Source organism: Marinobacterium lutimaris (genome assembly GCF_900108065.1).
GTDB classification, from domain to species: Bacteria; Pseudomonadota; Gammaproteobacteria; order Pseudomonadales; family Balneatricaceae; genus Marinobacterium_D; species Marinobacterium_D lutimaris.
In genome coordinates this window covers 269,165-284,339 of sequence record NZ_FNVQ01000005.1, presented here as the reverse complement: position 1 = coordinate 284,339, position 15,175 = coordinate 269,165, and the positions used below count along the sequence as shown (strand labels likewise).

Sequence of the window (15,175 nt, the reverse complement as noted above, 5' to 3'; positions counted from 1 at the left end):
TAAAGGACGGCGGAATTTCGCTAACGTATAGAAATATCCCGTAGACGCGCTCCTCATCAATAAAAAATCTCTTGTAAGCCCCTGTCCCTGGTGGCTTATGCTTTCGTGCGGTTTGTTCATAATTTGTCCCGACGGGGGGCGAAGTGTAATATTGCTGTCCCTTTTCGTCCGCAAACGCTGAAGTCGGGAAAAGAGATATAGTTTAAATAATTGATTTAATTGGTTTTTAGTGGGATTGGCTTATGAGCAAAGGTCTTTATCAGCCTGGTGAATTCAAGGATAACTGTGGCTTCGGCCTGATGGCCCATATGCAGGGCCAGGCAAGTCACAGTGTGCTTGAAAAAGCGATCGAGGCACTCGCCTGCATGACTCACCGAGGCGGTATTGCCGCCGACGGTAAAACAGGTGATGGCTGCGGTCTGCTGATGCAGATGCCGAAAGGCTTTATGCGCGAAGTAGTTCGCGAGGACCTGGGCGCTGACTTGGCGGACAACTTTGCCGTTGGCATGGTCTTTCTGTCTCGCGAAGCGGCTGCAGCTCAGGCGGCGCGCGATACTCTCGACGCGGAACTGAAAGCGCAGGGACTGGACGTGGTTGGCTGGCGCGTGGTGCCTACCGATCAGTCCTGCCTGGGGCCGATTGCGCGCGATACCCTGCCGCAGATCGAGCAGGTGTTCATTAACGCGCCGACCCAGAGTGAGCGTGAGCTGACCGTGGCGCTGTTCTCTGCCCGTCGCAAGGCTGAGATTGCGCTGCAGGCCGATCCCGACTTCTATATCTGTACTCTGTCTCACCGCGTTCTCAGCTATAAAGGCCTGACTATGCCGGTGGACCTGCCGGTCTTCTTCAAGGACCTGGCTGATCCGCGCCTGGAAACTGCGGTGTGTACCTATCACCAGCGTTTCTCCACCAACACGGCGCCGCGCTGGCCGCTGGCACAGCCGTTCCGTTTTCTGGCACACAATGGTGAGATCAACACCATTGAGGGTAACCGCAACTGGGCCCGCGCCCGTGCACCTAAGTTTGTGACCCCGGAACTGCCGAATCTGAATGAGCTGCAACCGATCGTAAACACCACCGGCTCAGACTCTTCGAGTATGGATAACATGCTGGAGTTCCTTCTGGTGGGTGGTATGGACCTGTATCGTGCGGTTCGCATGATCGTTCCGCCGGCCTGGCAGAACGTGGACACCATGGACTCCGAGCTGCGTGCGTTCTACGAGTACAACTCCATGCACATGGAGCCCTGGGACGGTCCCGCCGGTATGGTCATGACCGACGGTCGCTACGCGGTCTGTATGCTCGACCGTAACGGCCTGCGCCCGTCTCGCTGGGTAATGACCCGCGACAACATGATCTGCACTGCATCCGAGATCGGTGTATTTGCTTACCAGCCGTCCGATATCGTGGCTCAGGGCCGCGTTGGACCGGGTCAGATCCTGGCGATCGACACCGAAACCGGCGAAGTGATGCACACCGCCGATGTGGACAATCGTCTGAAAAAGGCCAAGCCATACAAGCAGTGGCTCAAGGACAACGCACTACGCCTTGAGAACACCATGAACCTGACCGAGGAGTCCCGCTCCTTCCCAGAGATGAGCGCCGACGAAGTCCGCGCTCACATGAAGATGTTCAACCTCACCTACGAAGAGCGCGATCAGATCATCCGTCCTCTGGGTGAGGCGGGTATGGAAGCGGTTGGTTCCATGGGTGATGACAAGCCGATGGCGGTTCTGTCGAAGCAGATTCGCTCTCCTTATGACTACTTCCGTCAGCAGTTTGCCCAGGTAACCAACCCGCCGATCGATCCGCTGCGCGAATCTATCGTCATGTCGCTGGAAACCTGCATCGGCCGTGAGCGTAACGTATTCGAAGAGACACCGGAGCACGCCCGTCGTGTGATCCTGACCATGCCGGTGCTCTCCGCCAGCAAGTTCAACCGTCTGCGTGACAACAACGTGGAAGGTTTTGAGCCGATCCAGCTGGATTTGAACTACGATCCGAGCCAGATGAGCCTGCGCGAAGCGATCGAGAACCTGTGCAACTCAGTCGAAGCGGCCGTACGCAACGGCAAGGTACTGATCATCCTGTCCGACGCCAAGATCCGTCAGGGCTTTGTACCTATCCATGCGGCGATGGCCACCGGTGCGGTGCATCACTTCCTGATCGATAAGGGCCTGCGTACCGACGCCAACATCATCGTTGAAACCGGTACCGCCCGTGATCCGCACCACTTCGCGGTACTGTTCGGTTTTGGCGCCACCGCGGTTTACCCGTACCTGGCGTACCGTGTGCTGAACGATCTGTGCAGCACCGGCGAAATTCAGATGGCGCCGCTGGACAGCCACGAGAAGTACCGTAAGGGTATCGACAAGGGCCTGTTCAAGATCCTGTCGAAGATGGGTATCTCTGCGATCACCTCTTACCGCGGTGCACAGCTGTTCGAGGCGGTGGGTCTGAGCTCCGAGATCGTTGATCTCTGCTTTAAGGGCGTCACCAGCCGTATTCAGGGTGCCCGGTTTGAGCACTTCCAGGCCGAGCAGGAAGTGCTCGCCAAGGAAGCCTGGAGCGCGCGTAAGCCGATCCGTCCGGGTGGTCTGCTGAAGTACAAGTTTGAAGGTGAATACCACGCCTACAACCCTGACGTGGTTAAAACCATCCACGAAGCGGTTACCAGCGGTGATAAGCGTGCCTACAACCGCTACGCCGACCTGGTAAACAACCGTGGTATCGCTACGCTGCGCGATATGCTGGCGCTGCGTAAAGACACCAAACCGGTCTCCATCGATGAAGTCGAGCCGGTTGAAGCGCTGTTCCCGCGTTTCGACTCCGCCGCCATGTCCCTCGGTGCCCTGTCACCGGAAGCGCATGAAGCGCTGGCGATGGCGATGAACGAACTGGGCGGCCGCTCCAACTCCGGTGAGGGTGGTGAAGATCCGGCGCGTCACGGCACCATGAAACGCTCCAAGATCAAGCAGGTCGCCTCCGGCCGTTTCGGTGTAACACCGGAATACCTGGTTAACGCCGATGTTATGCAGATCAAGGTGGCTCAGGGCGCCAAGCCGGGTGAAGGCGGTCAGCTGCCGGGCGGCAAGGTCAACGACCTGATCGCGCGCCTGCGTTACTCCGTACCGGGCGTGACCCTGATCTCTCCGCCGCCGCACCACGATATCTACTCTATCGAGGACCTGGCGCAGCTGATTTTCGACCTCAAGCAGGTTAACCCTGAAGGTCAGGTATCGGTGAAACTGGTATCCCGTCCAGGTGTCGGCACCATCGCCTGCGGTGTGGCCAAGGCCTATGCGGACCTGATCACCATCTCTGGCTACGACGGCGGTACCGCGGCATCTCCGCTGACCTCCATCCACTACGCCGGTTCCCCCTGGGAGTTGGGCCTGGTAGACGCGCACCAGTCGCTACGCGCCAACCACCTGCGTGGCAAGATCCGCCTGCAGACAGATGGTGGTCTGAAGACCGGTCTGGACGTGGTCAAGGCCGCGATTCTGGGCGCCGAGAGCTTCGGCTTCGGCACCATGCCGATGGTGGCGCTGGGCTGTAAGTATCTGCGTATCTGCCACCTGAATAACTGTGCCACCGGTGTTGCTACCCAGAACGACGAACTGCGTCGCGATCACTTCCGCGGTACCGTGGAAATGGTCAAGAACTACTTCCGTTTTGTGGCTGAAGAAACCCGCGAGTGGATGGCCAAGCTGGGCGTTCGCACGCTGGAAGAGCTGGTGGGCCGCGTCGATCTGCTCGAAGCGATCGAAGGTCAGACTGAGCGTCAGAAGGGTCTGGATCTGTCCGGCCTGATCAGCGACGCCGATATTCCGGCTGAATACCCGCAGACCGTACAGCAGCACCGCAACGAGCCGTACGATCCGGGCGAGCTGAACAACCGCATGCAGGAACTGACTGCAGAGGCGATTCTGCACAAGTCCGGCGGCAAGTGGGAACTGGATATCTGCAACTGCGACCGCTCAGTGGGTGCGCGTACTTCCGGCGCTATCGCCAAGGTACACGGCAACCTGGGCATGGTTGATACGCCGATCGAGTTCCACTTCAAGGGTCACGCGGGTCAGTCCTTCGGCGTCTGGAACGCCGGCGGTCAGAATCTCTACCTCGAAGGCGATGCCAACGACTACGTTGGTAAAGGTATGGCCGGTGGCAAACTGGTGATCCGTCCGTTCGAAGAGGTGACTTTCGCGTCCAACGAGACTGCGATCATCGGTAACACCTGCCTGTACGGCGCCACTGGCGGCAAGCTGTTCGCAGCGGGTCGTGCCGGCGAGCGTTTCGGTGTGCGTAACTCCGGTGTGCATGCCGTAATCGAAGGTGCTGGCGATCACTGCTGTGAATATATGACCGGCGGTATGGTCACCGTGCTGGGCGAGACCGGCTACAACTTCGGTGCTGGTATGACCGGTGGTTTTGCTTACGTGTTCGATAAGGATCGTACCTTCGTCGACAAGTACAACCACGAACTGGTCGAGATCCACCGTATCCATACCGAGCAGATGGAGCAGTACAAGAACCACCTGCGTTCCGTGATCATTGAATATACCCGGGAAACCGGCAGCGCCTGGGGTCAGGAACTGCTTGAGAACTTCATCGATTACATCGGTCTGTTCTGGCTGGTTAAACCCAAGGCCGCAAGCCTGAATCAGCTGCTCGACAGCATGCGCAAGCGCCCGGAATAAACTCCGGCGCTTAAACGATCTGGTTTTCCGTAATATTGATCGCCCGGGCTGAGGCCCGGGTGACCTGAAAGAGGTGGGACTATGCCTAACCGTCTGAGTAACGATTTTCAGTTCCTCGATGTGTCCCGTGAAGGGCCGAGCAAAATTCAGGCTGAGGTTCGCAAGCGCGAATTCGCCGAAATCTACGAACCGTTCCGTACCGACGATGCGTCCGAGCAGGCGCACCGTTGTCTGGACTGCGGTAACCCGTACTGTTCATGGAAGTGCCCGGTGCACAACCATATTCCGAACTGGCTGAAGCTGGTTTCTGAAGGCAATTTGCTGGAAGCGGCAGAGCTGAGCCATCAGACCAACTCCCTGCCGGAAGTATGCGGCCGTGTCTGCCCGCAGGATCGTCTCTGCGAAGGCGCCTGCACCCTGAATGATGGCTTTGGCGCTGTGACCATCGGTCCGGTCGAGAAGTACATCAGCGACACTGCGTTCGCCATGGGCTGGAAGCCGGACATGTCCAAGGTGGTCTGGACCGACAAGAAAGTCGCTGTGATTGGCGCAGGTCCTGCGGGCCTCGGTTGCGCTGACATCCTGGTGCGTAACGGCGTTAAGCCGGTTGTCTTCGACCGTAACCCGGAGATCGGTGGTCTGCTGACCTTCGGTATCCCCGAGTTCAAGCTCGAAAAAGACGTGATGGTTAAACGTCGCGAGATCTTCGAAGAGATGGGTATCGAGTTCCGCCTCAACACGGAGGTGGGCAAGGACGTCACCATCGAAGATCTGGAGAAGGAATACGACGCGATCTTCCTCGGCATGGGCACCTACACCTACATGAAGGGCGGTTTCCCGGGCGAAGACCTGGATGGCGTCTACGATGCGCTGCCGTTCCTGATCTCCAACGTGAACCACTGCCGTGGCTATGAGCAGGCGGAAGAGTTCATCAGCGTTGCCGGTAAGAAGGTTGTGGTGCTTGGTGGTGGTGATACCGCCATGGACTGTAACCGTACCTCTATCCGTCAGAACGCTGAGAGCGTCACCTGTGCCTACCGTCGTGACGAAGAGAACATGCCGGGCTCCAAGCGCGAAGTGGAAAACGCGCGCGAAGAAGGTGTGCAGTTCCTGTTCAACCGTCAGCCGGTGGAAGTGGTTGGCGAAGACGGCAAGGTAAAAGGCCTCAAGCTGGTGACTACCCGTATGGGTGAGCCGGATGAGAACGGCCGTCGTCGCGCTGAAGTGGTCGAAGGTTCCGAGGAAGTGATCGACGCCGACGTGGTTCTGGTAGCTTTCGGTTTCCGTCCGAGCCCGGCTCCCTGGTTCGAATCGCTGAAGATCGATCTGCATCAGGATGGTCGTGTAATCGCTTCCAAGGAAGTTGCAGCTGGTCGTTTCCCGTTCCAGACCAGCAACGATAAGGTCTTTGCCGGTGGCGACATGGTGCGCGGATCTGACCTGGTGGTGACCGCTATCTATGAAGGTCGCGAAGCCGCTGAAGGTATTCTGGATTTCCTCGAGGTGTAACCTCGAAGCGCTAGATTAGAAAAGGCCACCTCTCGGGGTGGCCTTTTTGTTGTGCGTATTACAGGAGGCAAACCGTGCTTAGACTTTCAATAGCAGTCGCCGCTGCCCTCATGCTGGCCGGCTGTATTCCGTTCGTGCCGTTTATATAAGCGGCTTTTTCGCTAACAAGCTTTTTTCCTAAAAGTCCTTTTAGCTAAGAAGCTTTCAGCGTTTCATCTCGGTTTCGACAAAGATCATCGGCGTTTTGCTGGCGTTGGTTACATTGTGCTCGACACCGGCCAGGCGGTAGTAGCTGACGCCTGCCTTGATCTCAACGTGCCTTGTGCCGTCGGCATCTTCAATCTGCATGGTGCTGTTGGTGATCGGTGTGATCACGTAATCGTATTCATGGCGGTGGTGACCGGTTTCGGCACCGGGTTCGAAACTCCAGCGGGTGACGCGGACATCGTCGTTATCCACATCGACGTTTGCTACAGCGGTGGAGTTTGCGCTTGCTTCACACATTTCTAAGATTTCCTTCAGGCGTTTGCAGCCATCCTAAGATGAAAAGGGTGGCGGATAGTTTGCCGGTTTTAAACCGTCACATTGATCCACCGTTTTGTAAGCGTTGTCACGGATCAAGCGTCCTAGATAAAGTTCTTCAGCACCGCCGCCAGGTTATCCCCCAGAATCGGGGAGATGTAGCCGCCTTCCTGAACAATCACCGTGGGTTTATCCAGCTGCCGCAGACGTGCGCCAATCCGCGCATATCCCTCGGTGGTGATGCCCAGCACCCCGAACGGATCCTGTTCCGAGGCATCCAGCCCCTGGGCGATCACAATCGCGTCGGGGGCAAAAGCGGCAACCTGTTCCAGCGCGCTCTCCAGTGCATCAAGGTAGACGTCGTCGCTGGTTCCGTGTGGCAGGGGCAAATTCAGGTTATAGCCGTAGCCATCGCCTTCACCGCGTTCGTGACCATAGCCCCAGTAGTGGGGGTAGCAGCCGGCGGGGTCGGCGTGGAGAGAGACTGTCATCACATCGCGGCGGCGCCAGAAGATCGCCTGGGTGCCGTTACCGTGGTGCAGGTCGATATCGATGATGGCGACGCGCTCGTAGGTCTCGCGCAGACGCTCTGCCGCTACGGCGGAGTTGTTGATAAAACAGAAACCGGCGGCGCCGTCCGGATAGGCGTGGTGGCCGGGCGGGCGGCAGAGCGCGTAGGCGTGGCGTGCCTCGCCCCGGGCGACGTGATCCGCGGCGCTCTGGGCTGTCTGAGCTGAGGCGTAGGTGCCACGCCAGGTGCCGGGGCCCACCGGGCAGGAGGTGTCCATCAGGTGCCAGCCGACGCGGCCGACGATATCTTCCGGATAGGTCGCCGCGTAGCGCGAGGGGTTGCTCTTGGGGATGATCTCTTCGCTGGCGTCCGGCAGCTGCTGCCACTGCTCATAGGCGGTTTCGAGAAAATTAAGGTAATCCGGAGAGTGCACGCGGGAGAGCACGCCCGGGCCGAAATCCTTTGCCTTTTCGACCGGAATCTCCAGGCCTGAGAGGGAGGAGAGGAAAATCTCGCCCCGCTCTGGCAGTTCTCGTGCCGCGATCGCCTTGCCGTTCTTCATATAAAATTTGGGATGGTGCTGACTCTGGTCGGCACTGTAGAAAGCTTTCATCTCAGTCTCCGGTTTAGAAAAGTACGGCTCAGCTGTTGGCTGCCTGCAGCAGGGTGTGCAGCAGCAGGTTGGCGCCCTTGGCCAGCTGTTCGGGCGGGGTGTATTCCTTCTCGTTGTGGCTCAGACCGTTCTCCGAGGGCACGAAGATCATCGCCGTGGGCGCGACGCGGCTGATGTAGACGGCGTCATGACCGGCGCCGCTGACCAGGGTCATCGACTGCTCGGTGGGCATGGACTCGGAAGCGGCCGTGCGGATCTGTTCGATCGCTCCGCTATCGAAGGGGGAGGCTGGCAGTTCCCAGAACTGTTCGATACTGACGCTGAGGTTGCGTGCTGCCGCCAGCGCCTCGATCAGCGCCCTGGCTTTATCTTCCAGGGCTTGCAGCGCCTCCTGGCTCGCTTCGCGCAGGTCCAGAGAGAAGATCACCTCGCCCGGCGATACGTTGCAGGATGCGGAGGGGATCTCCAGTTCACCGATGGTGCAGCGGGTGGACGGGCCGCCGGCCGCGGCCATCTCGGTCAGCTCGGAGATCATTTTTGCGCTGCCGACCAGGGCATCGTTGCGCATTTCCATGGGGCTGGGGCCCGCATGGCAGGACTGGCCGCTGACATTCACCCGGTACCAGCGCATACCGAGCACTCCGGAGACGATGCCCAGATCGATATTGTTCGCCTCCAGCACCGGGCCCTGTTCGATATGCAGCTCGAAGTAGCGGTGTATCGCAGTCTGCGTGCGGCTGTCGGTGTCGTAGCCGGCCTGCTGTAGAGCTTGAGCAACGCTCACGCCGTCCGCGTCTTCCTTGGCCAGGGCTTCCTCTAGTGTAAACACACCGGCGAATACTCCGGAGCCGAGCATCGCCGGCTTGAAGCGGGCACCCTCTTCGTTGGTCCAGACCACTACTTCGATGGGACGTTCGGTCTCTATACCCCGTTCATTAAGAGCGCGTATCGCTTCCAGCCCGGCCAGACAGCCGTAGATGCCGTCGAATTTACCGCCGGTGGGTTGGGTATCCAGGTGACTGCCGGTGACGATCGGCGCCAGGTCGTTATTGCGCCCCGGACGGCGCAGGAACAGATTGCCGATCGCATCGATGCGCAGGCTGCAGCCTTCGGCCTGGCACCAGTCGATAAACAGCTGGCGTCCACGCAGGTCCTTTTCCGACAGCGCCAGACGGTGGCAGCCGCCCACCTTGCTTCCAGGCACATCGACATGGCCAATATCGCCGATCGCCATCAGTGACTGCCAGAGGCGGTCAGCATTGATATTCAGACCTTGCATGGGAAACTCCTTCAGTAGCCGATCTCTTTCAGTACCTGGTTGGCAGGCGCCTCGCCGCGGACGAACCTTTCCACTTCCTCTGCCAGGTTGGCCGCCGCCGCAGAGGGGCGTACGTCGCTGGCATCGTGGGGGGTGACGAAAATCTTCGGGTGATCCCAGATCGGGCTGTCGGCTGGTAGCGGCTCGGGGGTGAACACATCCAGCGCCGCACCTGCCAGTTGGCCATCTTCCAGCGCCGCGAACAGGTCTTCGGGTACCAGGTGGTCGCCGCGACCGATATGCACCAGGTAACCGCCTCGCTGGAGTTTGCTGAAGGTATCGCGATTGAGAATGCCGCGGGTTTCATCGGTCAGCGGCAGCACACAGATCAGCACCTCGGTGCGTTGCAGAAAGCTGTCCAGCTGTTCCGTACCGGCGAAGACCGGAATCTCTTCGTTGGTCAGGGTTTTGAAGCTTTTGCGCCATCCGGCCACGTTGAAGCCAAGGGCATGACAGTCATCGGCGATTTTCTCGCCCATAAAACCCAGGCCAAGGATGCCGACATTGATATCAGCGGGTGCCCGCATCGGGTGACGTTTCCAGATGTGCAGCGTCTGCTGTTCACGGTAGCGCTCGAAATTGCGCTGGTGGCCGATGATGTGCCAGAGCGCGAAGGTGCTCATGATCGAGGCCTGCTCTGGATCGCGATTCCGGCAGACGATCACATCGTCCCTGAGGCTCGGGCAGGCGAGGATGTTATCCACACCGGCCGCGATGGAGGCGACGAGTTTTACGTTGGGATAACGGTCGAAAAAATCGTCATCCGGGTACCAGAGCAGGGCGAAGGTGATCTGCTCCGGGTCATGCGGCATATCCGCGGTCAGGAGGGATAGCTCGTCTGAATAACGGTTGAAGCTTTCCAGGTAGGGCGTTGGATCTACGCCTTTTACTTGTACGATACCCTGTTGCATTACGCCGGTTGTCCTACTGCTGTGGGTTGATGTTCGCTGCGCCAGTCTGCACCGGGAATCGAAGCGATCAGGTTCTGGGTATAGGTGTGTTGCGGATCTTCGAAGACCGCCTTGGTGTCGCCGGCCTCGACGATCTTGCCGTGCTGCATCACGATCACCCGATCACACACCTGGGCTGCGACGCGCAGGTCGTGGACCACGAACAGCACCGCCAGGTTGAGTTTCTTTTTCAGCGTGTCGATCAGCTCCAGGATCTGCGCCTGCACCGAAACGTCCAGCGCCGAGATCGCCTCATCCGCCACCAGTACCTGGGGATTATGCGCCAGTGCCCGGGCGATGCCGACACGCTGGCGCTGGCCGCCAGAGAACTCATGCGGGTAACGCTCCAGCGCCGTTTCCGGCAGTTCCACCAGCTTTAGCAGCTCCCGTGCTCTGTCCATCGCTTCCGCCACGGGTACGCCCTGGGCGATGGGGCCATCGGCGATAATACGGCCGACGGTCTTGCGCGGGTTTAACGAGGCGTAGGGATCCTGGAACACCATCTGGATCTGCTTGCGGAATGGAACCAGCGCCTTGTGATCCAGGTCCTGGATGGCGCTGCCGCCGAGCAGGATCTCGCCGCTGTCAGCGTCGAGCAGGCGCACAATACAGCGGCTGACGGTGGACTTGCCGGAGCCGGACTCGCCCACCAGGCCCAGGGTTTCACCGCGGTAAAGATCGAAGCTCACATCCTGGGCGGCGTGCACGGTGCGCGCTGGCTTGAACCAGCCGCCGGGAGAGACATAGGTTTTACACAGGGATTTCACCGACAGGGCCGGTTTCTGGCCTGCTCTATCCTCAATTTCGCGATCCGGTGCACTCAGCGGCGGCACCGCGGCGATCAGCTTTTTCGTGTAGGGGTGCTGGGGTTGGTTGAGCACCTGCTCGCGGCTGCCGATCTCGACCATATCGCCGTACTGCATCACCACCACACGATCGGCGATCTCGGCGACCACGCCGAAGTCATGGGTGATAAACATCACCGCGGTGCCGTGCTTGCGCTGCAGCTCTTTGATCAGGTGCAGAATCTGCGCCTGGGTAGTCACATCCAGTGCGGTGGTGGGTTCGTCGGCGATCAGGATCGATGGCTCCAGTGCCAGTGCCATGGCGATCATGACGCGCTGGCGCTGGCCGCCGGAGAGCTGGTGCGGATAGACCCGCATCGCTTTTTCCGGGTCGGGCAGGCCCACATCCTTGAGCAGCTCCAGCGTGCGTGCCTTGCGCTGCTGCTTGCTCAGGTTGCTGTGGATAAGAAACACCTCGCCGATCTGATCCTCAACCCGCATCAGAGGATTCAGGGCGGTCATCGGCTCCTGGAAGATCATGCTGATGCGGTTACCGCGCAGATCCCTGGCGCGCTTCTCCTCCAGCGAAATAAGGTCCTTGCCGTCAAAGATGATGGCGCCCTTATCCACCTGGATCGCCTTGGGCAGCAGGCCCATCACGGCGTTGGCGGTCATCGATTTACCGGAACCGGACTCACCGACGACACAGAGTATCTCGCCGGGATAGAGCGAATAGCTCAGCTTGTTGACCGCGTAAGGGCGGTCGGCGCCTACCGGCAGGCGGATCGACAGATCCTCGACTTTCAACACAGGATTCATATCAGCTCTCCCGCTTGCCAGAGAGTTTCGGGTTCAGTGCCTCGTTCAGCCCTTCGCCCACCAGGTTCAGTGCCAGCACGGTGATGGCGATGGCGACACCGGGGAAGAAGCTCAGCCACCAGGCCTGGCGAATCACGGTGCGTGCGGCGCCGATCATATAGCCCCAGGACATGATCTCCGGGTCACCCAGGCCGAGGAACGACAGCGCCGATTCCAGCAGAATCGCCGTGGCCACCATCAGCGAGGCCATGACGATGATCGGTGACAGGGTGTTGGGCAGAATTTCGCGCAGGATAATGTTGCGGTTGGTCTGGCCGTTCAGCCGTGCCGCCAGCACATACTCCTGATTACGCAGGGCGAGGAATTCGCCACGCACCAGGCGCGCCACCGGTGGCCAGCTCACCAGGGCGATGGCGATGGTGATGGAATAGACCGAGGGCTCGAAGATCGCCACGATCACGATCGCCAGGGCGAAACTCGGCACGGTCTGGAAGATTTCGGTAAAGCGCATCAGTGCTTCGTCGATCCAGCCGCCAAAGTAACCGGCGGTGGCGCCCAGCGGTACGCCGATCAGCAGGGCAATCATCGTGGAGATCAAACCTACCAGCAGGGAGATCCGTGCGCCGTACACCAGGCCTGCCAGCACATCACGCCCCATGGTGTCGGTGCCCAGCATCAGATCAGTGTTCTCCATGGGCGGCAGGAACGGGCGGTTCACCATTTTCCAGGGAGAGGTTTCGTAGAGGTAGGGCCCGAAGATGGCGACCAGCACGAGGAAAACGAGCACGATCAGTCCGAACAGGGCTACCTTGTTGGTCGACAGTTTTCTCAGAATACTCATTTGGTTAACTCAATCCGTGGGTCCACGAGGCAGTAGATGATGTCGGTGACCAGGTTGAACAGCACCACCATCGCCGAGGAGATGAAGAACACGCCCAGCAGCAGGTTGTAGTCGCGCTGGAACAGTGCCTCGAACATCAGGCGGCCGATGCCGGGCCAGGCGAACACGGTCTCGGTGAGGACGGCGCCGCCGATCATCTGTCCCGCCTGTAGACCGGCCAGGGTCACCACCGGCAGCAGCGCGTTGCGCAGGGTGTGACGGAAGGTGACGCGTGCCGGGGACATCCCCTTGGCCTTGGCGGTTTTGACAAAATCGGCACGGCCGGTCTCGATCATCGAGGTGCGCGTCATGCGGGCATAGACTGCGGTAAAGAACAGCCCCAGCGTCATCGCGGGCAGCACCAGGTGCTCGGCGATATCCACCACCCGGTCCCAGCCGGTGTAGTTGGCGCCCACGGTTTCCATGCCGAAGGCGGGCAGCCAGCCGAGGAACACCGAGAACAGCAGTACCGCCATCAGTGCCAGCCAGAACAGCGGCGTGGCGTAGAACACCAGTGCAGCGACGGAGATGGCGGAGTCGATCCATTTGCGGTGGTTGGAGGCGGCGATCACCCCCACCAGTACACCGAGACCCAACGACAGCACGAAGGCGGTGCCGGTCAGCAGCAGCGTGGCGGGCAGGCGATCCATGATCAGGTCAAACACCGGCATCTGCTGGCGATAGGTCTGGCCCATGTCGAACTGCACCAGGTTGCTGATATAAACCCAGAGCTGGTAGTAAAGCGGTTGATCCAGACCGAACTGTTCGCGCAGCTGTTGCAGGAACACTTCGTCTGCAGCGCCGGCTTCGCCGGCCATCACCTTGGCGGGGTCGCCCGGTGCGGCCCGGATCAGGAAGAAGTTGAAGATCGCGATGACGAACAATACCAGCAGGCCCTTGATCAGGCGCCCAGCGATATAGAACAGTGTCTGGATGCTCATAGATAGTTCCGTAGATCGGGGGCGGGGCCGTCAGTGACGGCCCCGCCCGTTTAGCGCGGAAGATCGATTACTGCTCGATCCAGGCGGTGCCGAAGGCATCGTTGACGCCGATGGCGGAGTCGATCAGGTTGTGAACCTTGCAGTTGTAGATGGTCGGGAACTCAAGCTCGAGCAACCAGCCCACCGGTACATCTTCAACCAGCTGCTGCTGCACCTGCTTGTAGAGCTCCGCGCGTTTGCTGTCCGGGAAGGCGGTGGCGGCTTCATCGAACAACTGGTCCACCTTCTCGTTGGCGTAGCCTTCAACGTTGTTCCAGGGCGAGCCCTTGGCGATGTTGTCGGAGATGTAGGAGCGGGAAACGCCCAGCGCCGGATCGCCGTACTGGTAGAGGTAGCTGAACGACAGGTCGTAGTCCCAGTCGGAGAGTTTCTGGTTCCAGCCCGCTACATCGGTGGCGACCATATCGGTCTCGATACCCACTTCGCTCAGGTTTTGACGGATCGCTTCGGCCCAGCGTTGCCAGGTCTCGCCGTAAGGCATCGGCATCAGGCGCACCGGGGTGCCGTCGTAGCCCATCTCTTTCAACAGTTCCTTGGCTTTTTCCGGGTTGTATTCGTAGTCCGGCAGATCCTCGTCGAAGAACTTGGTCTTGGAACTGATTGGGCCCTTGGCGATCTTGCCGTAGCCGTTCCACAGGGCGTTCTTGGCGAACTCACGGTCCATGGCGTACATGATCGCCTGGCGGAAGCGCTTGTCCGACATCGGGTAGTTGCGGTTGTTTATCCACAGCCAGGCGTGGGGTGAGAAGTACTCCCAGCCTTCCGAGGTGACGCAGGAGTTTTCCAGGCCAGTGAGGCGCGGAATATCGAAGTTTTCCACCGAGCCGCCGGGCAGGACGTCGATCTTGCCGGTTTCGTAAGCCACGGAGCGGGAGGCCGCATCCGGAATCACGTGCCAGTAGATCTCGTCCAGGTGTGGCAGGCCTTCCTGGTGGTAGTTGTCGTTACGTACCGCGTGGATGTAAGAACCTTTCTGCCACTCGTCGAACTTGAACGGGCCGGTGCCGATCGGGTGATGGTTGGCCGGGTTGGTCTTGTAATCGGTACCTTCATAGATGTGCTTGGGCACCATCGGCATCGTGCCGGTCTCAAACAGCCCTATGAAGGGGCCGAACGGCTCTTTCAGCTGGAACACGACGGTGTAGTCATCCGGCGCGGTGATCGAGTCCACGTACTCCAGCGATTGACGCAGGCGGGAGTTGGTTTCGCGCAGGAACTTGTCCACCGAGAACACCACGTCGGCCGAAGTGAACGGCTTGCCGTCGTGCCAGGTTACGTTCTCTTTCAGGTGGAAGGTCCAGGTGGTGCCGTCTTCGCTGCTCTCCCAGGATTTGGCCAGCAGCGGCTGCGGCTCGAGGTTCTTGTCGTAGCGCAGCAGGCCTTCATAGATGTTGCCGGCCACCTGCTGGGTGGGCGCATTGGAGTAGATGCCGATCATCAGGCTGGGCGGCTCGGGCTGAACCACCACGTTCAGCGTACCGCCGTCGGTGGGTTCGGCGGCCTGCACGTTGATGCAGCTCAGCGGGAGGGCAGCGGCCAGTGCCGCCTGCAATAGCAGTTTTTTCAT

10 protein-coding genes are annotated in these 15,175 nt (G+C 59.7%); 2 read left to right on the top strand and 8 right to left on the bottom strand.

Going from position 1 to position 15,175, the window contains the following annotated elements:
- Nucleotides 1–242 precede the first annotated feature (242 nt).
- Complete coding sequence (gene gltB / locus C4S72_RS20660; protein ID WP_104005079.1) at nt 243–4,700, top strand: glutamate synthase large subunit; 4,458 nt, start codon at nt 243–245, stop codon at nt 4,698–4,700.
- 81 nt (nt 4,701–4,781) lie between these two features.
- Nucleotides 4,782–6,209: an FAD-dependent oxidoreductase gene (locus C4S72_RS20655; RefSeq protein ID WP_104005078.1), complete on the top strand. Its 1,428-nt coding sequence runs from the start codon at nt 4,782–4,784 to the stop codon at nt 6,207–6,209.
- 204 nt (nt 6,210–6,413) lie between these two features.
- On the opposite strand, the gene C4S72_RS20650 is transcribed toward C4S72_RS20655, so the two are convergent.
- From C4S72_RS20650 to C4S72_RS20615, 8 genes are all read right to left on the bottom strand, one after another.
- Nucleotides 6,414–6,713 (bottom strand): cupin domain-containing protein, encoded by a 300-nt coding sequence (locus C4S72_RS20650; protein ID WP_104005077.1) that lies wholly within the window; start codon nt 6,711–6,713, stop codon nt 6,414–6,416.
- Nucleotides 6,714–6,835: 122 nt separating this feature from the next.
- Nucleotides 6,836–7,855: a histone deacetylase family protein gene (locus C4S72_RS20645; RefSeq protein ID WP_104005076.1), complete on the bottom strand. Its 1,020-nt coding sequence runs from the start codon at nt 7,853–7,855 to the stop codon at nt 6,836–6,838.
- A gap of 28 nt (nt 7,856–7,883) precedes the next feature.
- Entirely contained in the window at nt 7,884–9,134 is a 1,251-nt protein-coding gene (locus C4S72_RS20640) for a Zn-dependent hydrolase (protein ID WP_104005075.1), read from the bottom strand.
- A gap of 11 nt (nt 9,135–9,145) precedes the next feature.
- Nucleotides 9,146–10,084: a 2-hydroxyacid dehydrogenase gene (locus tag C4S72_RS20635; RefSeq protein WP_104005074.1), complete on the bottom strand. Its 939-nt coding sequence runs from the start codon at nt 10,082–10,084 to the stop codon at nt 9,146–9,148.
- Nucleotides 10,084–11,727 (bottom strand): ABC transporter ATP-binding protein, encoded by a 1,644-nt coding sequence (locus tag C4S72_RS20630; protein WP_104005073.1) that lies wholly within the window; start codon nt 11,725–11,727, stop codon nt 10,084–10,086. Before C4S72_RS20630 ends, C4S72_RS20635 begins: the two co-directional genes overlap by 1 nt.
- A gap of 1 nt (nt 11,728) precedes the next feature.
- Nucleotides 11,729–12,568, bottom strand: coding sequence for an ABC transporter permease (locus tag C4S72_RS20625; protein WP_104005072.1), 840 nt, complete (start codon nt 12,566–12,568; stop codon nt 11,729–11,731).
- Nucleotides 12,565–13,548 carry an ABC transporter permease gene (locus C4S72_RS20620; protein ID WP_104005071.1) on the bottom strand — a complete coding sequence of 328 codons (984 nt, stop codon included), beginning with the start codon at nt 13,546–13,548 and terminating at the stop codon, nt 12,565–12,567. The genes C4S72_RS20625 and C4S72_RS20620 overlap by 4 nt, the downstream gene beginning before the upstream one ends.
- 67 nt (nt 13,549–13,615) lie before the next feature.
- Entirely contained in the window at nt 13,616–15,175 is a 1,560-nt protein-coding gene (locus C4S72_RS20615; protein WP_104005070.1) for an ABC transporter substrate-binding protein, read from the bottom strand.